General features: G+C 72.5%; 23 protein-coding genes and 1 tRNA gene. 13 read left to right on the top strand and 11 right to left on the bottom strand.

Features of this window, described 5'->3' with window-relative positions; genetic code table 11:
* Window positions 1–26: 26 nt before the first annotated feature.
* Window positions 27–512 carry an Hsp20/alpha crystallin family protein gene (locus H958_RS0131400; RefSeq protein WP_028061552.1) on the top strand — a complete coding sequence of 162 codons (486 nt, stop codon included), beginning with the start codon at window positions 27–29 and terminating at the stop codon, window positions 510–512.
* A 56-nt stretch (window positions 513–568) separates the two neighbouring features.
* Here the strand turns inward: H958_RS0131400 and H958_RS0131395 are convergent, their stop codons facing one another.
* Both H958_RS0131395 and H958_RS0131390 read right to left on the bottom strand, forming a co-directional pair.
* A complete protein-coding gene (locus tag H958_RS0131395) occupies window positions 569–751 on the bottom strand; it encodes a hypothetical protein (RefSeq protein ID WP_028061551.1) in 183 nt (60 codons plus the stop codon).
* A 10-nt stretch (window positions 752–761) separates the two neighbouring features.
* Window positions 762–2,171 (bottom strand): gluzincin family metallopeptidase, encoded by a 1,410-nt coding sequence (locus H958_RS0131390; RefSeq protein ID WP_028061550.1) that lies wholly within the window; start codon window positions 2,169–2,171, stop codon window positions 762–764.
* A 111-nt stretch (window positions 2,172–2,282) separates the two neighbouring features.
* Here H958_RS0131390 and tgt point away from each other — a divergent pair, with 111 nt between their 5' ends.
* The gene (gene tgt / locus H958_RS0131385; RefSeq protein WP_028061549.1) at window positions 2,283–3,491 is read left to right on the top strand and encodes a tRNA guanosine(34) transglycosylase Tgt; all 1,209 of its coding nucleotides are present in this window, start codon (window positions 2,283–2,285) and stop codon (window positions 3,489–3,491) included.
* A gap of 11 nt (window positions 3,492–3,502) precedes the next feature.
* On the top strand, window positions 3,503–4,327 hold the full coding sequence (locus tag H958_RS44460; RefSeq protein WP_051325071.1) for a class I SAM-dependent methyltransferase: 825 nt from the start codon (window positions 3,503–3,505) through the stop codon (window positions 4,325–4,327).
* 523 nt (window positions 4,328–4,850) lie between these two features.
* On the opposite strand, the gene H958_RS41785 is transcribed toward H958_RS44460, so the two are convergent.
* The 3 genes from H958_RS41785 to H958_RS0131365 are packed head-to-tail and all read right to left on the bottom strand — an operon-like array spanning window position 4,851 to window position 7,329.
* Window positions 4,851–6,068 carry a protein kinase domain-containing protein gene (locus H958_RS41785; RefSeq protein ID WP_051325070.1) on the bottom strand — a complete coding sequence of 406 codons (1,218 nt, stop codon included), beginning with the start codon at window positions 6,066–6,068 and terminating at the stop codon, window positions 4,851–4,853.
* Window positions 6,065–6,565 carry a hypothetical protein gene (locus tag H958_RS47975; RefSeq protein ID WP_028061548.1) on the bottom strand — a complete coding sequence of 167 codons (501 nt, stop codon included), beginning with the start codon at window positions 6,563–6,565 and terminating at the stop codon, window positions 6,065–6,067. The genes H958_RS41785 and H958_RS47975 overlap by 4 nt, the downstream gene beginning before the upstream one ends.
* A 32-nt stretch (window positions 6,566–6,597) precedes the next feature.
* Window positions 6,598–7,329, bottom strand: coding sequence for a metallophosphoesterase family protein (locus H958_RS0131365; RefSeq protein ID WP_028061547.1), 732 nt, complete (start codon window positions 7,327–7,329; stop codon window positions 6,598–6,600).
* Window positions 7,330–7,346: 17 nt separating this feature from the next.
* On the opposite strand from H958_RS0131365, the gene H958_RS41780 reads away from it, so the two are divergent.
* The gene (locus H958_RS41780; RefSeq protein WP_051325069.1) at window positions 7,347–8,537 is read left to right on the top strand and encodes a M48 family metalloprotease; all 1,191 of its coding nucleotides are present in this window, start codon (window positions 7,347–7,349) and stop codon (window positions 8,535–8,537) included.
* Here H958_RS41780 and H958_RS0131355 read toward each other — a convergent pair.
* Window positions 8,516–8,830 (bottom strand): DUF3467 domain-containing protein, encoded by a 315-nt coding sequence (locus tag H958_RS0131355; protein WP_028061546.1) that lies wholly within the window; start codon window positions 8,828–8,830, stop codon window positions 8,516–8,518. The two genes, H958_RS41780 and H958_RS0131355, sit on opposite strands and share 22 nt — an antisense overlap.
* A gap of 20 nt (window positions 8,831–8,850) precedes the next feature.
* Here H958_RS0131355 and H958_RS0131350 point away from each other — a divergent pair, with 20 nt between their 5' ends.
* The 3 genes from H958_RS0131350 to H958_RS0131340 all read left to right on the top strand — a co-directional run bounded on the left by H958_RS0131350 (window position 8,851) and on the right by H958_RS0131340 (window position 11,442).
* The gene (locus H958_RS0131350) at window positions 8,851–9,261 is read left to right on the top strand and encodes a 23S rRNA (pseudouridine(1915)-N(3))-methyltransferase RlmH (RefSeq protein ID WP_028061545.1); all 411 of its coding nucleotides are present in this window, start codon (window positions 8,851–8,853) and stop codon (window positions 9,259–9,261) included.
* A gap of 69 nt (window positions 9,262–9,330) precedes the next feature.
* A complete protein-coding gene (gene argS, locus H958_RS0131345) occupies window positions 9,331–10,956 on the top strand; it encodes an arginine--tRNA ligase (RefSeq protein ID WP_037412171.1) in 1,626 nt (541 codons plus the stop codon).
* A gap of 39 nt (window positions 10,957–10,995) precedes the next feature.
* Entirely contained in the window at window positions 10,996–11,442 is a 447-nt protein-coding gene (locus H958_RS0131340; protein WP_028061543.1) for a group II truncated hemoglobin, read from the top strand.
* On the opposite strand, the gene H958_RS41775 is transcribed toward H958_RS0131340, so the two are convergent.
* Genes H958_RS41775 through H958_RS41770 form a run of 3 tightly spaced genes read right to left on the bottom strand, consistent with a single transcriptional unit; the run spans window position 11,439 to window position 13,161 of the window.
* On the bottom strand, window positions 11,439–12,185 hold the full coding sequence (locus H958_RS41775) for a cytochrome c biogenesis CcdA family protein (protein WP_037412165.1): 747 nt from the start codon (window positions 12,183–12,185) through the stop codon (window positions 11,439–11,441). The genes H958_RS0131340 and H958_RS41775 overlap by 4 nt on opposite strands.
* Window positions 12,182–12,625, bottom strand: a complete 444-nt coding sequence (locus H958_RS0131330; protein ID WP_028061542.1) for a cytochrome c-type biogenesis protein — start codon at window positions 12,623–12,625, stop codon at window positions 12,182–12,184. The genes H958_RS41775 and H958_RS0131330 overlap by 4 nt, the downstream gene beginning before the upstream one ends.
* Window positions 12,622–13,161, bottom strand: a complete 540-nt coding sequence (locus H958_RS41770) for a TlpA family protein disulfide reductase (protein WP_051325068.1) — start codon at window positions 13,159–13,161, stop codon at window positions 12,622–12,624. Before H958_RS41770 ends, H958_RS0131330 begins: the two co-directional genes overlap by 4 nt.
* Before the next feature lie 58 nt (window positions 13,162–13,219).
* Here H958_RS41770 and H958_RS0131320 point away from each other — a divergent pair.
* Window positions 13,220–13,291 (top strand) — tRNA-Gly (locus tag H958_RS0131320).
* Window positions 13,292–13,295: 4 nt separating this feature from the next.
* Here H958_RS0131320 and H958_RS0131315 read toward each other — a convergent pair.
* Entirely contained in the window at window positions 13,296–13,595 is a 300-nt protein-coding gene (locus tag H958_RS0131315) for an MTH1187 family thiamine-binding protein (protein WP_028061541.1), read from the bottom strand.
* 320 nt (window positions 13,596–13,915) lie between these two features.
* Between H958_RS0131315 and H958_RS41765 the strand changes: the two genes are divergently transcribed.
* The 5 genes from H958_RS41765 to H958_RS41760 all read left to right on the top strand — a co-directional run bounded on the left by H958_RS41765 (window position 13,916) and on the right by H958_RS41760 (window position 18,640).
* Window positions 13,916–14,314, top strand: a complete 399-nt coding sequence (locus H958_RS41765; protein WP_051325067.1) for a cytochrome c maturation protein CcmE — start codon at window positions 13,916–13,918, stop codon at window positions 14,312–14,314.
* 1 nt (window position 14,315) lies between these two features.
* Window positions 14,316–16,502 carry a heme lyase CcmF/NrfE family subunit gene (locus tag H958_RS0131305; RefSeq protein WP_028061540.1) on the top strand — a complete coding sequence of 729 codons (2,187 nt, stop codon included), beginning with the start codon at window positions 14,316–14,318 and terminating at the stop codon, window positions 16,500–16,502.
* Window positions 16,503–16,528: 26 nt separating this feature from the next.
* Window positions 16,529–16,822, top strand: a complete 294-nt coding sequence (locus H958_RS0131300) for a hypothetical protein (protein ID WP_028061539.1) — start codon at window positions 16,529–16,531, stop codon at window positions 16,820–16,822.
* An 8-nt stretch (window positions 16,823–16,830) separates the two neighbouring features.
* Window positions 16,831–17,058, top strand: a complete 228-nt coding sequence (gene secG, locus H958_RS0131295) for a preprotein translocase subunit SecG (RefSeq protein WP_028061538.1) — start codon at window positions 16,831–16,833, stop codon at window positions 17,056–17,058.
* Window positions 17,059–17,146: 88 nt separating this feature from the next.
* Window positions 17,147–18,640 carry a sensor domain-containing protein gene (locus tag H958_RS41760; RefSeq protein WP_051325066.1) on the top strand — a complete coding sequence of 498 codons (1,494 nt, stop codon included), beginning with the start codon at window positions 17,147–17,149 and terminating at the stop codon, window positions 18,638–18,640.
* On the opposite strand, the gene H958_RS0131285 is transcribed toward H958_RS41760, so the two are convergent.
* Window positions 18,637–19,749, bottom strand: a complete 1,113-nt coding sequence (locus tag H958_RS0131285; RefSeq protein ID WP_028061537.1) for a quinone-dependent dihydroorotate dehydrogenase — start codon at window positions 19,747–19,749, stop codon at window positions 18,637–18,639. The genes H958_RS41760 and H958_RS0131285 overlap by 4 nt on opposite strands.
* Between the last annotated feature and the right edge of the window lie 19 nt (window positions 19,750–19,768).

The following is a 19,768-nucleotide window of genomic DNA, read 5'->3' as shown; positions in this document are numbered from 1 at the left end:
AGTTTCGCTAGGAACGGAGGTATGTCATGGCGATCGTTCGCTGGGAGCCGCTTCGCGAGCTGGCTTCGCTCCAGAACGAGATGAACCGTCTCTTCGGCACCGTCTTCGACGCCCCCGCCACGGGCGGGAACGGCGGCACGCTGCGCCGCTGGATGCCTGCGATGGACCTCGTCGAGACCGGTGACCACTTCGTCCTGCGCGCCGACCTGCCCGGCCTGAGCGAGGAGGACGTCAACATCGAGGTCGAGGACAACGTCCTCACCGTCTCGGGCGAGCGCAAGGCCGAGCACGAGACGAGCGAGGAGGGCTACCACCGCGTCGAGCGCGCGTTCGGGAGCTTCTCGCGCTCGCTCACCCTCCCCGAGGGCGTCGACCCACAGTCCGTCGCCGCGAGCTTCGACCGCGGCGTGCTCGAGATCACGATTCCGAAGCCGGAGCAGCGCAAGCCGCGCAAGATCTCGATCGGCGTCGGGAACGCGCCGAAGACGATCGAGTCCGACTCCGCGGCGTAAGCCGCGCCTCGCCGCCGCGCCACCCCGGACCGGCGCGGCGGCGGCCTTCCGGCCGGTCAGCGCAATCCGAACCGGCGGCGCACGACCTTCGGGAGCTTGCCCGGCTCCTCCTCGACGATCTCGTGGGTGGCGCCCGGAGGGAGCTCGCCGTCGACCGGCCACGCCGCCTCGCCGCGAGCGATCAGCCCGCGCACGTACGTCTCCTCCTGGGCCGTCGTCTCGTCCTCTTCATCGCCCATGTCGAGGAGGCTACGCCCCGGCGCGGAACCCGCAGTCGAAGACTCGCCGGCGGAGCACGAGCGCGCCGTCGTCGCGCACGATCTCGTGCGTGTGGACCGACCGGTCGCGCACGACCTCGGCGCCCGTCCGCAACTGCGCGTCGATCCGCACGTGGCCGCGGCGGAACAGGTCCTCCACGAACCCGGCGGCCACGCGGTCCTGCGGCGCGCCCTCGACGGCGCCGCCCTCAGGCGCCGCTGAGGCGACCGCGAAGCGCTTCGGCTCGGCGCCCACGCGGACGAGCACGTCCTCGCCCAGCCCGTACGGCGTGCCCGACAGCGCCATCGGCGTCAGCTCGGTGGGCGCCACGCGCGGCACGATCCCCAGCGCGCGCCCGGCGTCGCTGAGCGTCACGGTCGTGTGCTGCAGCGCCAGGATGCCGTGCGCGACGAAGCCGGCCCGCAGCGCGTCGACGTAGCCGTTGTCCGGGAAGCGCTGCTGCGCGAGCGCGAGCACGTGCGCCGCGACCTGGCTGTAGTACGCGGCGACCACCGGCGTCGCCTTGACGGCGTCGACGAGCAGCGTGCCGAGATCGACGCTGACCTTCTGCAGCGAGTCAGAGCCGCCGTCCGTCGTCGAGAACATCCCTGCCAGCGAGGACAGGAACGCGCCGCTGAAGACGCGCGAGAACGAGTGCGGCTCCGACGAGAGCTGGTTCGCCGGCGCGCTCGGCGGCAGCGTCAGCGGGTCGCTGTAGAAGAACGAGTTGGCCGCGTTGCGCAGGCAGTCGCCGTCGACCGCGTCGGGCGCGGTCTGGCGGATCGCCCAGCCGAGCTGCTCGGCCAGCCGCGACAGCCGCGACGAGCGCGCGAGCTTGCCGCCGGTGCCGGCGATCACCGTCTCGCGCACGCTCTCGAGCTGCAGCTCGGTCAGCATCGACGTCATGTCGCCGAAGCTCTCGTGGAACGCCGGCACCTCGAGGTTCGCGGCGTCCCACAACTGCGGGCGGATCGCATCGAGCACCGCGTGACCGAACTCGTGGCAGACGACGTCCGCGCTGTTGTCGGAGAAGCAGGTCGTCCCGTCGGGCGTCGTGTCGTGGAAGAAGTGGAGTCCTTCGCGATCGTAGAACGCGTTGAAGTCGCGGCCCTCGTCGAGCACGATGCGCAGCTTGTCGCCGACGCTCGAGTGCCAGGCGACGTCGCCGAGGATCGCGCCCCAGTAGTCCGCCACGCGCCGCAGCGCGTCGGCCGCGACCCAGTAGCGGAACTGCGAGGAGCCCGGGTCGTACTCGTCGGGCTTCGGAGCGGTCCCGTCGATCGCGCTGGGCAGCGGGTCCTTCGACGGATCGGGCACGGGGCGTGGGACCGGCGTGTTTGCCGCATCCGGCGCGCCGGGATCGTCCTCCCACCCGAGTACCTGGGTGGCGACGGCGGTCATGGACACCATCCTTTCCAGCGCCTGGCTACGGGGAATCCCAAGCGCTCAGGGCACCGTAGTCCATGTGATGGCGACAGGCGGAAGACCCCGCCGCTACTAGCCTGCGGGTCCGTGTCATTCGATGTCCGCACGCGCGACCCCGGGTCCCGCGCCCGCACCGGCACCCTGAGGCTCCGCCACGGCGAGGTCCGCACGCCGGCGTTCGTCCCGCTCGCCACCAAGGCGGTCGTCAAGACGCTCGAGGTCCGCGAGGCGGCCGAGCTCGGCTACGACATGGTGCTGGGGAACACGTTCCACCTGTTCCTCACGCCCGGCCACGAGCTGATCGACCGGCTCGGCGGGCTGCACCGCTTCATGCGCTGGGAGAAGCCGGTGATCACCGACTCCGGCGGCTTCCAGGTCTTCTCGATGGGCCACGGCACCGTGGCCGACGAGATCAAGGGCCGCGCGCCGCAGTCGTCCGGCGAGCGCGCCGGCGCGATCCTGCGCATCGAGGAGGAGGGCGTCACGTTCCGCTCTTACCTCGACGGCTCCACCAGGTTCATGGGGCCGGAGACGTCGATGGAGGTGCAGGCGGCGCTGGGATCGGACATAGCGCTCGTGTTCGACGAGTGCACGCCGTTCCACGGCGGCCGCGACTACACGGCGCGCTCGACCGAGCGCACGCACCGCTGGCTGGATCGCTGCCTCGCGTGGCACGCCGAGCACGCGCCGGACTGGCAGGTCGTGTACGGGATCGTCCAGGGCGGAGTGGAGGAGGACCTGCGCCGCGCGTCCGCGCAGGAGGTCGCGGCGCGGGGGACCGGCGGGATCGCGGTCGGCGGGACGCTCGGCGAGGACAAGGACCAGATGTTCGAGGTCGTCGGCTGGGCGATGGACGAGATCCCGGTCGAGCGGCCGGTCCACCTGCTCGGCATCGGCGAGGTCGACGACCTCGTGCGCGGCGTCGCGCTCGGCATCGACACGTTCGACTGCGCGATGCCCACGCGCATCGGCCGCCACGGCATGGCGCTCGTGCCCGATCCGGAGCGTCGCTGGCGCGTCGACCTCGCCAAGGCGCGCTGGCGCGAGGCCGACGAGCCGCTGCTCGACGGCTGCCCGTGCCCCGCGTGCGCGCACGGCTACTCGCGCGCCTACCTGCACTACCTGCTCAAGGCGAAGGAGCACACGGCGATGCGCCTGCTGACGGTCCACAACCTCGCCTACCTGCAACGGCTGATGGCGGAGTTGCGCGACGCGATCGACGCGGGCCGCTTCGCGGCGGCGGCGGACGCGGTGATGGCCGGCGCGGCCCCGTGGGAGCTCGCGGCCCGGGCGTGACCGGAGGGCCCATGGGCGGTCCCCCCGAAGACGCGAGCCCGCAGGGCGAGTCGTCGTCCTTCAAGGCCTTCGAGGCCGCCGGCTGGAGCGAGCGCGCGGCGACCTACGGCGCGCTGATGGCGCGCGCGACCGTCCACGCGATCGAGCCGCTGCTCGACGCCGCGGGCGTCGTGTCCGGCTCGACGGTGCTCGAGGTCGCGTCCGGGCTCGGCGACCTGTCCGCTGCCGCCGCCGCGCGCGGTGCGATCCCCACGGGCGTCGACATCGCGCCGGCGATGCTGCGCGCCGCCGCTGAGCGGCATCCGGAGCTCACGTTCGTCCACGGCGATGCCGAGGCGCTGCCCTTCGGCGACGGCGAGTTCGACGCCGTCGTCGGCGCGTTCGTGATCAACCACCTGCCGGAGCCCGAGCGCGGCGTGGCAGAGATGCTGCGCGTCTCGCGCGGCCGGATCGCACTCGCCATGTGGGACGCGGGCATCCCGCTGTTCGCCCTCCCGGGGCAGGCCGCCGACGCAGCCGGCCTGCTCGACGCGGCGCCTACCGGGCCCGACGCGGAGCGCTTCGCGAAGCGGGAGAACCTGCTGGCGCTGCTCGCCGGCCAAGACGGCATCAGCGAGCGGACCGTCACATTCGACCTCGAGGCGGCGAGCCTCGACGCCCTCTGGGACTGCGTCCTCGGCGGCACCGTGCGAACCGCCGCGCGGCTACGGGACGCGCCGGAGGAGGCGAAGCGCCACTTCGCGCGGCTCGCCGAGCCCTACCGGGCGGCCGGCGGCGGGTACGCGCTGCCGACGACCGTCCGCGTCGTCGCCGCGACGCGCTCCCGGGACTCGTAGGCGCCCGTTGTAGTGCTCGGAGGGCGCGCCGCCCTCCCCGAAACCCCTCGCGATACCCCGTGGACGCGTCGGCGAACTGCGCTGGTAAGGGATGCGGGTTGACTGCCTCGGGCGGCCTGACGGTCACGATCGATCACTCGTGCAGCCAATTCGCTCAAGCCCGACCCTCAGCGCGCACGTTCGTCGGGGGTGCCTTACGAACCTTCGAACTATTCGAAGTTTCGTCACGCCCCCCTCGCCCCGCGGCGCCGAAACGATCATCGCGTCCCTGCGAGCCGCGCAGGCAACCTGACCCACTCCCTTACCAGCGCAGTTCGCCGGAGTCCGCGGAGCGGCTGCGCGGAGACCCTGGCGAGCCGCCGCGGACACCGCGGCCCGCGACGACGCCGAATCGCGGCGACCGCGCGGAGACCCTGGCTAGCTGCGGCGGACACCGCGGCCCGCGGCGACGCGGATCGCGGCGGCCGCGCCAGGGCCGCGGTGGCGGGGACGTGACCGCCGCGCAGCGCAGTGCGGCTCGGCGTCAGCGCGTGTTGTCGCCGACCAGGCTCTTGAAGCTCTGGACCGCGTCCCCGACCTTCTGGTCGGTGATCGGCTTGGTCTGGACCGTCTTCTGCGTCGCGTTGCCGACCGCCACGTAGGCGGCGATGCCGCCCGCGATCACGAGGAGCACGACCAGCAGCGCGACCCAGCGCCCCGCACCGCGCCGGCGCGGCGGCGCGGCGGCGCGCCGCGACGGCGGCGGGGTGCGCGGCGCGCGGCGCGGCTCCTCGGCGATCGGCTGCAGGCGCCGCGTCTGGCGCGGGAGCGCGGCGCCGGTCGGGCGCGTGCCCGCGATCATGCGCGTCGCCTCGGTCTCGCTCAGCGCCCGCGTCGCGTCCGTGTCCGTGTCCGTGTCCGGCGTGCCGTGGGAGATGCCGTGCAGCCCGTCGCGCAGCGCGTCCTCCATCTCGGCCGCGTCGGCGAAGCGGTTCACCCGGTCGCGCGCCAGCGCCCGGGCGACGGTCTCTGCGAGCGCCGGGGGCACGTCGCGGCTGAGCTCGTCCAGGCGCACCGGCGGGCCCGATTCCTGCAGGCGAGCGAGCTCGGTGAGCGACGCGGCCTCGTACGGCAGGCGTCCGGACAGCAGCTGGTAGGCGACGACGCCGAGCGCGTACAGGTCCGAGCCGGGCTCCGCCGGCTCGCCGCGGGTCTGCTCCGGTGAGAGGTACGCGGCCGTCCCGAGCACCGAGCCGACCTTCGTGATGTCCGACTGCTCGGCCGCCTTGGCGATGCCGAAGTCGGCCAGCTTGACGACGTTGTCCGTGTTCTGCAGCAGGTTCCCGGGCTTGACGTCGCGGTGCACGACGCCGTTGCGATGCGCGTAGTCCAGCCCGCGGCAGGCCTGGCACAGGATGTCGACGGCGTCGCGCGGCATCAGCGGCCCGCGGTCGCGCAGGATCTCCGCGCACGAGTGGCCGTCGACGTACTCCATGACGATGAAGTTGCGGCCCGAGTGCGGGTCGGAGCCGAAGTCGAACACCTGCACGATGTTCGGGTGCACGAGCCGCGCGGCGGCGAGCGCCTCCCGCCGGAAGCGCGAGACGAAGCTCGAGTCCTCCGCCAGGTGCTCGGCGAGCAGCTTGACGGCGACGTAGCGCTCGAGCCGCGTGTCGAACGCGAGCTGGACCGTCGCCATGCCGCCGACGCCGAGGCGGCGGTCGAGGCGGTAGCGGTCGGCGAAGAGCTGGTCGGTCGTCATTGCCCGTTCTGGTCTCCTCCGGGGGCCGTGACCCCGCCGTTGCCGGCGGGCGTGGAGGTCGCGGTCGGCGTCGCCGTCTCCGTGGCCGTCGGTGTCTCGGTCGGCGTGGCGGTCTCGGTCGGCGTCGCCGTCCGGGTCGGCGTGGCGGTCTCCGTGGCCGTCGGTGTCTCGGTCGGCGTCGCGGTCGGCGTCTCCGTGGGCTCGGGCGTCGCCTCGCCCTGGCAGTCGTCGCTGATGCGGCCGTAGATCTGGTCCACCCAGGCGCCCAGGTTGCGCTCGAGCTTCGCGTCGACCGCCCGCGGCAGCGCCTCGATCTGCTGGCGCGCGTCGCGCGCGGCGGCGCGCGCCTCGACGCGGTCGCCGCTCGAGCAGGCGTCGGCGATCCGATCCGCCGTCTTCTGGAGCGTTTGCGCGTTGCTCTGCGGGATCAGGTCCGGGTTCGTCTGGCCGCAGGCGGCCAGGACGACGGGAAGCGCCAGGAGGACGAGGCGTTTCATCTGCACGGCCAGGCTAGTGCACGCGCTCGCAGTCACTGCCCGTACTGAAGCCTTTCGGCGAGCGAGTCCGGGAGCCGCGCGGCGCGGATCGCGGCCTGGGCGCCCGCGATGTCGTACTCCGAGCGCCGGTAGACCGCGGTCTTGGCGTCGGTGTCCAGCAGCAGCCACGCCGCGCGCGGGTCGCCGTCGCGCGGCTGGCCGGTCGAGCCCGGGTTCACGAGCCATTCGCCGGTGGAGAGGTTCAGCTCGGTGCCCTCGCGGCGGGTCGTGCCGGACGCCGGCTGGCCCTCGGGGCGGTGGAACGAGAGCGCGACGTGCGAGTGGCCGATCAGCGAGACGCGGAAGTCGGTGGCGTCGAAGCACAGCTCGGCGGTCAGCCCGGACAGCACGTACTCCCACACGGGGTCGCGCGGCGACGCATGGAAGAGCCCGATGCCCAGCCCCTCGCCCTTCGGCTGCAGCGAGAGCAGGAACTCGCGCGTCTGTTGGGAGATCGTGTCCTGCGTCCACTGCGCCGCGATCGCCGCGCCGCGCGAGAACTCCTCCAGCGACAGCACCTCGACGACCGCGAGGTCGTGGTTGCCGGCGAGGCAGATCGCGCAGTGGCGCTCGGCCAGCGCGACGCAGGCATCCGGCTCCGCGCCGTAGCCGACGAGGTCGCCGAGGCACCACAGCTCCTCGGCCCCGTCGGCCTCGGCAGCGGCGATCACCGCCTCGAAGGCGTGCCGGTTGCCGTGGATATCGGTACAGATCGCGACCCGCATGGCGTAGCGTCTATTCGGTGCCGAAGCGGCTCCGCCTGCCCGCTGTGCTGGTCACCGCCCTGGTCGTGGCGGAGGCGGCGGTGCTGCTGCTGCGGCCGCGTGAGCGATACCCGCGCGAGCTCGTGGAGGCACGAGCCTACTTCAGCGCCGAGGAGCTGGCGAAGGCGGTCCGCTTCCGCAACGGCCAGTTCCTGCTGTTCGCCGGCCAGACGGCGATCGAGCTCGCGGTGCTGGTCGCCGCCGTGCGCTGGGCTCCCCGCGCGGGGCAGCGGCCGGTCCTGAAGGGCGCGCTCACCGCCGCCGCGCTGTCGGCGGCGACGACCGCGGCCGCGCTGCCGCTGCGCGCCGTCGCGCGTGAGCGGGCCAAGGGTGTCGGACTGGTCACGCAGTCCTGGGGCGGCTGGGCGGCCGACGTGGCCAAGGGCACGGCGCTGGGCGGCGCATTGACGGCCGCGGGCGGCGCGGCGCTCGTGCTCGGGATGCGGCGCTTCGGCCGCACCTGGTGGGCGCCGGGCGCCGCCGCGGTGGCGGGGTTCGCCGTCGTGTTCACGTTCGCCGGCCCGATCGTGCTCGACCCGATCTTCAACCGGTTCACGCCGCTGCCCGCGGGCAGGGCGCGCGACGACGTGCTCGAGCTGGCCCGCAAGGCGGGCGTCGACGTCGGCGAGGTCTACGAGGTCGACGCCTCACGGCGCACGACCGCCGCCAACGCGTACGTGAACGGCATCGGCCGGACCAAGCGCGTCGTGCTCTACGACACGCTGCTCGAGGACTTCACGCCGGCCGAGACACGGCTCGTGATCGCCCACGAGCTCGGCCACGTCCACTACCGCGACGTCCCCCACGGACTGTTGTGGCTGGCCCTGGTGGCGCCGTTCGCGACCCTGGCGGTCGCCCGCGCCGCCGAGCGGCTGCAGCGCGAGGGCGCGACGCCCGTGCCCGCCGTCGCGCTCTCGCTCGCGCTGCTGGCGCCGGCGGTCGGCGTCGTCTCCAACCAGCTCTCGCGCGCGATCGAGCGGCGCGCCGACGACTTCGCGCTGCGCATCACCGGCGAGCCGGAGGCGATGGTGGCGTTCGAGCGCCGGATCACCCTCCAGAACGTCGGCGACCCGGATCCGCCGCACTGGCGCCAGGTGCTGCTCGGCACGCACCCCGACACGCTCGAGCGCATCGGCGCGGCGCTGGCCTACGAGGAGCCGGTGCCGTAGTCCGGCCGGTCCTCGCGGTACTCCGGCAGGCCCTTGATGCCCTCCCGGGTGTGCCACTTGGACCAGTTGTCCTCCATCGCGTCGATCAGCTCGCGCATCGCCCGCGGCGAGAGCGAGATGCGCGAGACGACGACGCCGGGGACCTCCTCGGCCTCGACCTCGTGGTCGACGCGCGAGAACGTGAGCGTGAACTCGTAGTCCGAGTGCGAGACCGTCGCGAAGTTCGCGTACACGCCCGCCATCACCTCGGGCGTCGTGTGCAGGTTGAAGTGCCGCTCCCGTTCGTCGCCCATGCACCTAGCATCCCACACCTGTGCACTACTACGTGGTTGCGGTCGGAAAGGCGAAGGCCCCGTACGCCGACGATCTTGCGCACTACGCGAAGCTGCTCTCCCGCCACGCGCGCGTCGACGTGATCGAAGTGGCCGACGACGAGGAGGCCGTCGCGCGGCGGATCCCGGAGCGGGCGTACGTCTGCGCGCTCGACGAGCGCGGGCGCGCGTACTCCTCGGAGGCGTTCGCGCGCTGGGTCGAGGACCGCCGCCAGGGGGGCCGCGACGTCTGCTTCGTGATCGGCGGCCCGTTCGGGACGCGCGTCGCGGACACGGACCAGCGCCTCTCGCTCGGGCCGATGACGCTCCCGCACCAGCTGGCGCGCGTCGTGCTGCTGGAGCAGCTGTTCCGGGCGCACAAGATCCTGGCGGGCGAGACGTACCATCACTGATCGGTTCTGCTCGCCCTGCGGGCTCGCCATGGCGCCGCGGGCTCGGCGGGCCGGCGTGCACTAACGTCAATGGCCGTGCACCCTCTCGACGAGCTGAGGGCGGCCGTCGAGGCGGCCGCCGCGGACCTGCGCAACGGCGCCGCACCCCCGCGGGCCCGCGCCAGCTTGGAGCGGCCCAAGCAGGCGGGCTTCGGCGACTACTCGACCAACGCGGCGATGCTGCTCGCCCCCGCCCTCGGCGAGCCCCCGCGGCAGATCGCCGAGCGCCTGGGGGAGCGCCTCGCGGCGCGCCTGGGCGACGCGGTCGAGCGCGTCGAGGTCGCGGGCCCGGGCTTCCTGAACGTCTTCCTCGCCGACCCCTGGTACGTCGCCGCGGCGCGCGAGGTGCTCGAGGCCGGCCGCGACTGGGGCCGCTCGACGCCCGAGCAGGCGCACAACTTCAACGTCGAGTTCGTCTCCGCCAACCCGACCGGGCCGGCGACCGCCGCCAGCGCGCGCCATGCCGCCTACGGCGACGCACTCGCGCGCCTGTTCGAGCACACCGGCCACCGCGTCTCGCGCGAGTACTACTTCAACGACGCGGGCGAGCAGGTGCGCAAGCTCGGCGCCTCCGTGCGCGCGCGGGCGCGGCATGAGCCGGTGCCCGAGGACGGCTACCAGGGCGACTACGTGGCCGATCTGGCGGCGCAGATCCCGGACGCGGCCGAAGCCGATCCGGCCGATCTCGGCAAGCGCGCCGGCGCGCTGATCATGGCCGGCATCCGCAAGACGCTGCACGACTACCGCGTCGACTTCGACACCTTCTTCCTCGAAGGGTCGCTTCATGAGGCCCACCCACCCGAGCCGTCGCCGATCCAGGTCGCGCTCGACCGCCTGCGGGAGCTCGGGCACCTGTACGAGTCCGACGGCGCGCTGTGGCTGCGCACGACGACCTTCGGGGACGACAAGGACCGCGTCCTGATCAAGGCCGACGGCTCGTCGACCTACTTCGCCGCCGACGTCGCCTACCACGACGACAAGCTCCGGCGCGGGTTCGACCGGCTGATCAACGTCCTCGGCGCCGACCATCACGGCTACGTCGGCCGCGTGAAGGCCTCGATCGCCGCGCTCGGCGGCGATCCGGACGCCTTCGAGGCGCCGATCCTCCAGATGGTGCACATCGTCGAGGGCGGCGAGAAGGCAAAGATGTCCAAGCGCAAGGGCGACTTCGTGACGCTCGACGAGGTGATCGCCGACATCGGCGTGGACGCGACGCGCTGGTTCATGATCTCGCGTTCGCACGAGACCACGATCGACCTCGATCTCGACCTCGCGCGCCAGCAGAACGCCGAGAACCCGGTCTTCTACGTGCAGTACGCGCACGCCCGCGCGGCCTCGATCCTGCGCGAGGTGGGGGAGGAGTGGGCGGCCGAGAGCCCGCTCGAGCTGCACCCTGCCGAGCGCGACCTCGTGCGCCGGCTGCTCGACCTCCCCGCCGAGGTCGCCGAGGCCGCCGCGCGGCGCGCGCCGCACCGGATCGCCGGCTACGCCCTCGACCTGGCGCAGCGCTTCACGAAGTTCTACGACCACTGCCGCGTCAAGGACGCCGAGCCGCCGGAGCTCAAGGCGTTCCGCATCGGCCTCGTGGTCGCCACGCGCGACACGCTGGCCGGCGCGCTCGGGCTGCTCGGCGTCTCCGCGCCGGACTCGATGTAGTCACTTGCAAACTGCAAGCGGCCCGGTAGGGTGCGCGCCATGCCGACCCTGTTCGAGCACGCCGGCGGCGAGGCCGCGCTGCATCGCCTGGAGCAGGCCTTCTACGACAGCGTGCTGCGCGATCCGCTCCTGCAGCCGCTGTTCGGGGCCGGGCAGCCGCAGCACGTCGACCACCTGACGATGTTCACCGCCGAGACGTTCGGCGGCCCGGACCGCTTCACGCGCGAGCTGGGGTTCGCGCACCTGATCGACGTCCACCGCGGACTGAGGATCACCGAGGAGCAGCGGGAGCGCTTCGTCGAGCTCTACATGGCGGCGCTGGACGCCACGGGGATGCCGGACGACGAGCCGTTCCGCAACGCCGTCCGCGAGCACGTCGAGTTCGGGACGCGCGTCGCGATGCAGAACTCCAACGCGACCTCCGACGCCGAGCTGCACCCGCTCCGCGAGGTCCCGCGCTGGACCTGGGCCGGCGACGATCGCTAGACGGACTTGAAGAAGTTCAGGCCCAGGCCGTCGAGCGCGTCCTGGGCCTCGATGTTCAGGCGCTGGAGCTCGCCGGTGAACAGGAGCACGCCCATCGTCACGAGGATGACGCCGGAGACGGCGGTGACTATCAGGTAGCGGTCGCGCAGCCAGCGGAACGCCGTGGTCATGCGCGTAAAGGCGATCGCGGTGAGCAGGAACGGGACCGCCAGGCCGGCGGAGTAGAACGCGAGCAGGATGCCGCCCTTGCCGACCGTGTCCTGGGTCGCGGCGGCCGACAGGATCGAGCCGAGGGTCGGCCCGACGCAGGGCGTCCAGGCGACCGCGAAGGCGGCGCCCGCGATCAGCGGGCCGCCCGAGCCCGCGCGCGTGATCAGCGCGTCCGGGCGCCACTCGGCGTTCAGCCGGGGCACGAACGGGGTCAGCAGGAAGAAGACGCCGAGCGCGATGATCACCGCGCCGGCGAGCTTGTCGAGCGTGCCGCGCGAGTCCTGCAGGGCGCTTCCGAGCCCGGTGGCGGTCATCCCGAGGGCGATGAACACTGCCGTGAACGAGAGGCAGAAGACGATCGCCGGCAGCAGGATCCTCGCCGTGCTTCGCTCGCCGGAGCGCATGTCGGCGATCGAGATGCCCGAGACGGCCGACAGGTAGCCGGGCACCAGCGGCAGGACGCAGGGCGAGATGAACGAGACGAAGCCGACCGCGAAGGCCGCGATCACGGTCGTGTCGACGCCGCCGCTCACCGGCCGAGCTCCGCGTCCAGCCGGCGCGCGTCCTCGGCGCTCAGCGCGGGCGCGAGCGGCGCCCGCGGCTCCGGGCCGTTGCGGCGCCAGCGGCGGACCGCGAAGAAGATCCCCGCGGCGCCGAGCAGCACGATCACGACCGGGACGATCCACAGCGTCGAGTCGAACCCGCCGCCCTTGGGCTCGGCGAGCACCTGCTCGCCGTACTCGGCCACGAGCGCGGCCTTGATCTGCTGCTTGTCCTTGCCGGCGGCGATCTGCTCGTTGATGAACGAGCGCTCCTGGTTGGCGACCGGCGACTGGGAGACGATCAGCGGCGTCCCGCACTCGACGCACATGACCTCGTCCTCGAGGTCGGCGAGCGTCGGCGGCCTCCCGGCGGCGCTCGCGGGCGCCGCGAAGGCGAGCAGCAGCAGGGCGACGAGCGTGACGAGTCTCATGCCTTCTCCGCCAGCAGCTTTCGCAGGTGCTGGTCCAGCCACTGCCGGGTGACCGGGAAGCGCTGCAGCGCCGCGACGCGGCCCTTGCGGTCGATCAGGAACGTCTCCGGGTAGCCGGTCACGCCGTAGTCGCGCCCGTAGGAGCGGTCGCGGTCGCGCACGCTCGGGAACGTCGCCTTCGTCTTCTTGAGGAACTGGATCGCCTTGTTGCTGGCGTCCTGGGTGTCGACGCCGAGCACGACGCCGCCCTGGCCGGCGATCTCCTGATGGACCTTCTCCAGCAGCGGCATCTCTTCACGACACGGTTCGCACCACGAGGCCCACATGTTCAATACGACCACCTTGCCCCGGTAGTCGGCAAGGCTCCCGCTGCCTTGGGTCCCGAGCTTGGGCAGCGTCATGCTCGGCGCGTCGGGTCGCTGACCCTTGGCCAGCGCGTCGTCGAGGGTCGTGCTGGCGCCCTTGGAGAACACGCCGTAGGCCAGCAGGCCGACGAGCAGGGCGGCGGCGACCGTGACGGGCCAGAAGAGGCGCATTCGCACGCCGCGAAGGTTATCCGCGGCACGCGCGATCTCCGATAAGCTTTCGCGTCCCGCGGGCGTTGTCCAATGGCTAAGACGTTGGCTTCCCAAGCCAAAAATGGGGGTTCGATTCCCCTCGCCCGCTCTAGCTAGAGCAGCCGCTGGACCGCGTCGACCTTGTCCTGCAGCGTCTGCTCCTTGTCGCGGCGCTCGTCGAGCTTGAGCACCGTGTAGACGCGCGGGACGCCGAGCTCGAACGGCACGGCGTGGAGCTCCCCGACGACGGCGAGGATGTCCGCGGTGGAGCCCTCCAGGGACGTCCCCATCGCGTGCATGACGTACTTCACGCGGTCCTGCGCCGCGAGCCGCCGCTGGATCTCGGCGATGTACGCGGACGCGCTGGCGTCAGGACGCCCGAGGGCGATGACGGTGAGGTCCGCGGTCGCCAACTACCAAGCCTGCGCGGTGCCGCAGTGCGGACAACCGACGGAGGTGGTAACCGGGGCCTTGAACACGTAGCCGCAGGAGCACGAGTACAGCGCGGCGTCCTGGGAGACGTTGGCGCGCTTGTTGCGTTCTCGCTGCGGGGCGGGGCGGTCGGCGGTCCGGTGAGAGCTTCGGCGCCTGGGGAGGGAGATCGGCCGGGTCAAGTGCATCGTCTTGCCCGGGTTAACGGCAGAAATCCGAAAATGTTTCCCGTCGCCGTATTGAGATCCGTTAACGCCCCCTCTCGAGGCGGTTCGCCTGCGCGGCGCGCCATACTGGCGGGGTGGACCCGTCCCGTAAGCGCAGGATCCGCTTCGTCGTAGCGCTCAGCGTCGCCGTTCTCTTGGCCGGTGCGCTGGCGTACACGAGCTTCTCGGCGTCCAGTGAGGCGCGCACTCCGTCGCAGCTGCAGGCCGCCCAGGCGGGCCAGACCTACCAGCTGACGGGCAAGGTCGTGGCGGGCTACAAGCAGGCCGGCGAGACCACCTACTTCAAGGTGCGCGACCGCAACGGGCACGTGTCGGTCCCCGTCCGCTACACCGGTCCGCTGCCGGACCCGTTCCGGGCCGATCGCGAGGTGGTGATCGACGTGCGTAAGGAGGGCGGCACGTTCGTCGGGCAGAAGGACTCGCTGGTGACGAAGTGCCCCTCGAAGTTCTCGGCCGAGAAGACCAACACCTGACGTGCGCGTAGTCGGTCAGGCGTGCCTCATCGTCGCACTCGCGTGCGCGGTCTACGGGGTCCTCGCCTCGCTATACGGGGTGCGCAGCGGCCGCCGCGAGTGGGTCGCGTCCGGCCGCCGCGCGGTCTACGCGATGGCGGGCAGCACGGCGGTGGCGTTCCTCATCCTCGAGGCGGCGTTCGAGCGCTCCGACTTCGGCTTCGCGCTCGTCGCGGGCCACTCCTCGACGACGACGCCGACCTTCTACCGGCTCACCGCGATGTGGTCCTCGCAGGAGGGCTCGCTGCTGCTGTGGCTGTTCCTGCTCGGCACGTGGTCGAGCATCATCCTGTTCGCGACGCGCCACCGGCTGCGCATGCTCGCGCCGTACGCGACCGCGATCCTGATGGGCTTCGGGACGTTCTTCGCGTCGCTGCTGGTCTTCGCCGAGTCGCCGTTCGGCGCCTCCAACCCGGTGCCGACGGAGGGCGCCGGGCTGGAGCCGCTGCTGCGCGACCCGCTGATGATGATCCACCCCCCGATGCTCTACTCGGGGTACACGCTGTTCACGATCCCGTTCGCGTTCGCCGCGGCGGCGCTGATCACGCGCCGGCTCGACGCGGAGTGGATCCGCTCGACGCGCCCGTTCACGCTCGGCGCCTGGGCGCTGCTGGGCTTCGGCATCGTGCTCGGCGCGCGCTGGAGCTACCACGAGCTCGGCTGGGGCGGCTACTGGGCGTGGGATCCGGTGGAGAACGCGTCGCTGATGCCGTGGCTGACCGGCACCGCGTTCCTGCACTCGGTGATGATCCAGGAGCGGCGCGGGATGCTGAAGATCTGGAATGTCTCGCTCGTGCTCACGACGGGCGTGCTCGCGATCCTCGGCACGTTCCTCGTTCGCAGCGGCATCCTGAACTCGATCCACGCGTTCGGCGCGTCCACGCTCGGGGTGCCGTTCCTGCTGCTGATCGGCGCGATGGTCGCCCTCTCGGTCGCGCTGGTGGTCACGCGCGCGCCGATGCTGCGCTCCGAGCACCGGCTCGACTCGCTGCTCTCGCGCGAGGCGATCTTCCTGCTCAACAACCTCGTGCTGGTCGGGCTCTGCTTCGTCGTCTTCTGGGGCACCTTCTTCCCGCTCATCTCCGAGGCGGTGACCGGCACGCAGGCGTCCGTCGGCCCGCCGTGGTTCGACCGCTACATCGTCCCGCTCGCGCTGGTGCTCGTGCTGCTGACCGGCATCGGGCCGGTGATCGCCTGGCGGCGGGCCTCCGCGGCGGCCCTGCGCAAGCATCTGCTGCGCCCGGCGCTCGCCGGCGGGCTGCTGGTCGTGCTGCTGCTGGGGCTCGGCATCCGCGGCTCGGTCACGGCGTTCGCGCTCTTCGCCCTCGCCGGCTTCGTCGGCGCGGTGGTCGCGCAGGAGTTCGCCACAGGGCTGCACGCGCGCCGCGCGGTCGCGCGCGAGCCGATGCCGGTCGCGCTCGTCTCGCTCGTGCGCCGCAACCGGCGCCGCTACGGCGGCTACCTCGTGCACCTCGGCGTGATGATCCTGTTCGTCGGCGTCTCGGCGTCCTCGAGCTTCCAGGCGATCCACGACGCGCGGCTGAAGCCCGGCCAGTCGACGCGCGTGGGCAGCTACACGTTCACCTACGTGAAGCCGACGTCGCAGCTGCACGCCGCGTCCAACGGCCGGCTCGAGCGCATCTCGCTCGGCGCCGTCCTGCGCGTCAAGCGCGACGGCCAGGCCGCGAAGACGATCTCGACGACGAAGGACTACTTCCCATCACAGGACCCGTCGCTCGGCCCGGTCTCCCGCTTCTTCGAGGGCGAGGCGACGAGCGAGGTCGGCCTGCGCCAAGGCGTGCTCAAGGACGTCTGGAGCGCGGTGAACCCCGACACGAGCCGCCTGCGCGCGCGCATCGCGGAGGGCGACAAGGTCTTCGCCAAGGCCGGCGGCGCGCTGACGCCCCAGCAGGCGAACGAGTACCTCGCGGTCGCGCTGCAGGGGCTGACCGCGGGCTACGCGAAGGACCCGCCGCCGGCGAACTTCCGCCTGCTCATCAGCCCGCTCGTCACGTGGATCTGGGTCGGCGCCTTCGTGATCCTCTTCGGCGCGTTGATCGCCATCTGGCCGACCCCGCGCGGCGTGGCCCGCCGCGTCAGCGCGGCCTACGCCGCACGCGTCGGGCGTGAAGTGCGCATTCCCGCGTAAGTGGCCCCGTCCCTGACGGAACCACGATGGAATACCTCCTGATCCTGATCGTCCTCGGCGCCGTGGTCTTCGTGATCACCGGCCCGCTGCGGCCGGGACGGGTGCACGAGGAGGACCTCGCGCTGGAGGCCGAGCGGGCGGAGCTCGAGGCGGCCAAGGAGGCCAAGTACCGCGAGATCCGCGACGCGGAGCTCGATCATCAGACCGGCAAGCTCTCCGACGCCGACTGGCGCGCGATGGACCGCGGGCTGCGCGCCGAGGCCGTGGAGCTGCTCAAGCGCCTCGACCGTGTCGAGGAGCGGGCGGAGCCGCTACCCTAGGCGACCGCATGCTCCACACGGTCCTCTCGGTCCTGCAGGTCTTCATCGCCGTCGGCGTGATCTTCCTCGTGCTCCTGCACTCGGGCAAGGACGCGGGGATGTCCGGGGCGTTCGGCGTCGGCGTCGCCGGCGGCAGCTCAGGCGGCTCCCTGATGGAGCGCAACCTGGACCGCTGGACCATCTTCTTCGCGGTGCTGTTCGCCGCGAACACGATCGCGATCCTCAAGACCGCCTAGCCGCGGGTCCGCGTTCGCGCTCGCGCGGTAGCTTGGCGCCATAACCGCAGTCCAGCCCGCCTCACAGACCTCAGCGGTACGCGCGCTCATGGCGTGGACCGTCGACGCGCGCTCGTGGAAGCGGATCGTGTACCTGACGACCGCGCTGCCGCTCGGGATCGCGTACTTCGTCGTGATCGCGGCCGGGCTCTCGACCGGCCTCGGGGTGTCCGTGCTGACGTTCGGGCTGCCGATCGTCATCATGATGTGGGTCTGGCGGCTGCTGGCGCGGCTGGAGCGCTTCCTCGCTTCGCGCCTGCTCGGGGTGGAGCTGCCCGCGCCGTACCGGCCGGCCGAGGGCGGCTGGTTCGCGCGGCTGGCGAGCCGCCTCGGCGATCCCGCGACGTGGAAGGACCTGGCGTACCTGATCGTGCACCTGCCGCTCGGGATCGTCGACTTCACCGCCGTCGCGATCCTGCTCGGGCTGCCGCTCTCGCTCCTGCTCGCGCCGCTCCTGTACTGGTCGGTGTCCGACGGCGTCGACGTCGGGCTCGTCGCGGTGGACTCCGCCCCCGTCGCGTTCGGCGCGTTCGTCTCCGGCCTGCTGCTGCTGCCGATCTCGGTCCGCGCGACGTCGGCGTTCGCGACGCTGCACGCGACGTTCGCGCGCATGATGCTGACGGCGCCGACCGATCCCGAGGTCGCCACGCTGCGCTCCTCCCAGGCGCGCATCATCGCCGCCGCCGACGCCGAGCGCCGCCGGCTCGAGCGCGACCTGCACGACGGCGCGCAGCAGCGTCTGGTCGCGGTCGCGCTGCAGCTGCGGATGGCGCGCGATCGCCTCGAGCGCGGCGAGGACGCGCTCGATCTCGTGTCGGTCGCGGCCGACGAGGCGAGGACGGCGATCGGCGAGCTGCGTGACCTCGCCCGCGGGATCCATCCGGCGGTGCTGACCGCGCGCGGGCTGGAGGCGGCGCTGCGCGACGTCGTGGCGCGCGTGCCGGTGCCCGTCGACCTGGTGGAGGCGCCGGCCGAGCGCTTCCCCTCGACGATCGAGGCGACGGCGTACTTCGTCGTCTCCGAGGCGCTCGCCAACGTGGCCAAGTACGCGGAGGCCGAGCGCGCGTCGGTGACGGTGCGGCGCGACGGCGACGCGCTCTGCATCGAGGTCTGCGACGACGGCCGCGGCGGCGCCGACCCCGCGGCCGGCTCCGGGCTGCGCGGGCTGCTGGACCGCGTCGGCGCGTTGAACGGCACGCTGACGGTCGACAGCCCCGCCGGCGAGGGGACGAGGATCCGCGCGCAGTTGCCGGCCGAGATCCTCGACGACGAGCAGCCGCCGCAGGAGCGCGGGATCGTCTACGACGAGCGGACCGCGGCGATCATGCGCCTGCGCCGCCGGCGCGGCCTGCTCACGCACGCGGCGATCTTCGGCGTCGTCCAGATGGCGCTGATCATCGTCTGGGCGGTCACCGGGCTCGGGTACTTCTGGCCGGGCTGGACGATCTTCGGCTGGGGGCTGATCCTGGCGCTGCACGCGTCGCTGGCGATCCTGCGCCAGCCGATCACCGAGCTCGCGGTCATGCGCGAGCAGGGTGTCTAAAGGTACGGCTGAGGTCGAGCCTTGCGGCGGGCGTCTCCGCCCACGCCCGCGCCGATCGCGTCCTGCACCGAGGCGTAGCCGTCGCGCCGCAGCAGCTCCAGCAGGCCATGGTTCAGTGCGCGCGGCCAGGCCGGCCCGCCGTAGATGAAGCCGGTGTAGGCCTGCACGAGCGAGGCGCCGGCCAAGATGCGCTCCCACGCGTCCTCGGCCGTCTCGATGCCGCCGGCGGAGACGAGCGTGAGGCGGTCGCCGGCGCGGCGGTGCAGGCGTTCGAGGACGGCGAGCGAGCGCGCCTTGAGCGGGGCGCCTGAGATACCGCCGGGCTTGCCTTCCCAGAGCACGCGATCCGCCTCGAGGCCGTCGCGCGAGAGGGTCGTGTTGGTGGCGACGATGCCGTCGAGGCCGAGCTCGACCGCGAGGTCGGCGATTGCGTCGATCTGCTCGTCCGGCAGGTCGGGGGCGATCTTCACCAGCAGCGGGAGGCTCGTGCCGGCTTCCGCGCGGACCTCGGAGACGAGCGCGGCGAGGACGTCGACGGCCTGCATGTCGCGCAGCCCCGGCGTGTTCGGCGAGCTCACGTTGAGCACGAGGAAGTCCGACAGGGGTGCGACGAGCCGGACCGCGGCGCGGTAGTCGGCGCCGGCCTGCTCCAGCGGCGCCGCCTTGGACTTGCCGATGTTCGCCGCGACGATCGTGTCGCCGGTCCGCCGGCGCAGCCGCGCGGCGGTCGCCTCCGCGCCCGGGTTGGGGAAGCCCATGCTGTTCAGCAGCGCGCGGTCGGCGACCAGGCGCGTGATGCGCGGCGGCGGGTTGCCGGGCTGCGCGAGCGCGGTGACCGTCCCGACCTCGACGAAGCCGAACCCGAGCGCGCCGAGCGCCTCGAACCACGTCGCGCCCTTGTCGACCCCGGCCGGGACGCCGAGCGGGGAGGGAAACGTCGCGCCGAGCGCGGAGACGCGAAGCTCGGGGGCCGGCCTCGTCCACCGCCGGAGCGCGGTGCGAAGCGCGGGGATCGCCGTCGCGAGCCGCAGCGCCGTCGCGGCGAGCGCGTGCACGCGCTCCGCGTCGATCCGCGTGAGCACGTGCCGGAAGAGGAGCCGGTAGAGCACGACGCACGCGAGGGTAGCC

Origin of the sequence: Candidatus Solirubrobacter pratensis, assembly GCF_000425945.1 — a bacterium.
GTDB lineage: Bacteria > Actinomycetota > Thermoleophilia > Solirubrobacterales > Solirubrobacteraceae > Solirubrobacter > Solirubrobacter pratensis.
This window is presented reverse-complemented; position numbering and strand designations above follow the sequence as displayed.

Bases quoted from the DNA above. Each gene is read 5' to 3' on its own strand.
- H958_RS41760 (WP_051325066.1), top strand. From the start codon at position 17,147: ATGGCGTGGACCGTCGACGCGCGCTCGTGGAAGCGGATCGTGTACCTG.
- H958_RS0131330 (WP_028061542.1), bottom strand. From the start codon at position 12,625: ATGAGACTCGTCACGCTCGTCGCCCTGCTGCTGCTCGCCTTCGCGGCG.
- H958_RS0131400 (WP_028061552.1), top strand. From the start codon at position 27: ATGGCGATCGTTCGCTGGGAGCCGCTTCGCGAGCTGGCTTCGCTCCAG.
- H958_RS0131355 (WP_028061546.1), bottom strand. From the start codon at position 8,830: ATGGGCGACGAACGGGAGCGGCACTTCAACCTGCACACGACGCCCGAG.
- H958_RS0131365 (WP_028061547.1), bottom strand. From the start codon at position 7,329: ATGCGGGTCGCGATCTGTACCGATATCCACGGCAACCGGCACGCCTTC.
- secG (WP_028061538.1), top strand. From the start codon at position 16,831: ATGCTCCACACGGTCCTCTCGGTCCTGCAGGTCTTCATCGCCGTCGGC.
- H958_RS0131300 (WP_028061539.1), top strand. From the start codon at position 16,529: ATGGAATACCTCCTGATCCTGATCGTCCTCGGCGCCGTGGTCTTCGTG.
- H958_RS0131390 (WP_028061550.1), bottom strand. From the start codon at position 2,171: ATGACCGCCGTCGCCACCCAGGTACTCGGGTGGGAGGACGATCCCGGC.
- H958_RS44460 (WP_051325071.1), top strand. From the start codon at position 3,503: ATGGGCGGTCCCCCCGAAGACGCGAGCCCGCAGGGCGAGTCGTCGTCC.
- H958_RS0131395 (WP_028061551.1), bottom strand. From the start codon at position 751: ATGGGCGATGAAGAGGACGAGACGACGGCCCAGGAGGAGACGTACGTG.
- H958_RS41785 (WP_051325070.1), bottom strand. From the start codon at position 6,068: ATGACGACCGACCAGCTCTTCGCCGACCGCTACCGCCTCGACCGCCGC.
- H958_RS0131340 (WP_028061543.1), top strand. From the start codon at position 10,996: ATGCCGACCCTGTTCGAGCACGCCGGCGGCGAGGCCGCGCTGCATCGC.
- argS (WP_037412171.1), top strand. From the start codon at position 9,331: ATGGCCGTGCACCCTCTCGACGAGCTGAGGGCGGCCGTCGAGGCGGCC.
- H958_RS47975 (WP_028061548.1), bottom strand. From the start codon at position 6,565: ATGAAACGCCTCGTCCTCCTGGCGCTTCCCGTCGTCCTGGCCGCCTGC.
- H958_RS41770 (WP_051325068.1), bottom strand. From the start codon at position 13,161: ATGCGCCTCTTCTGGCCCGTCACGGTCGCCGCCGCCCTGCTCGTCGGC.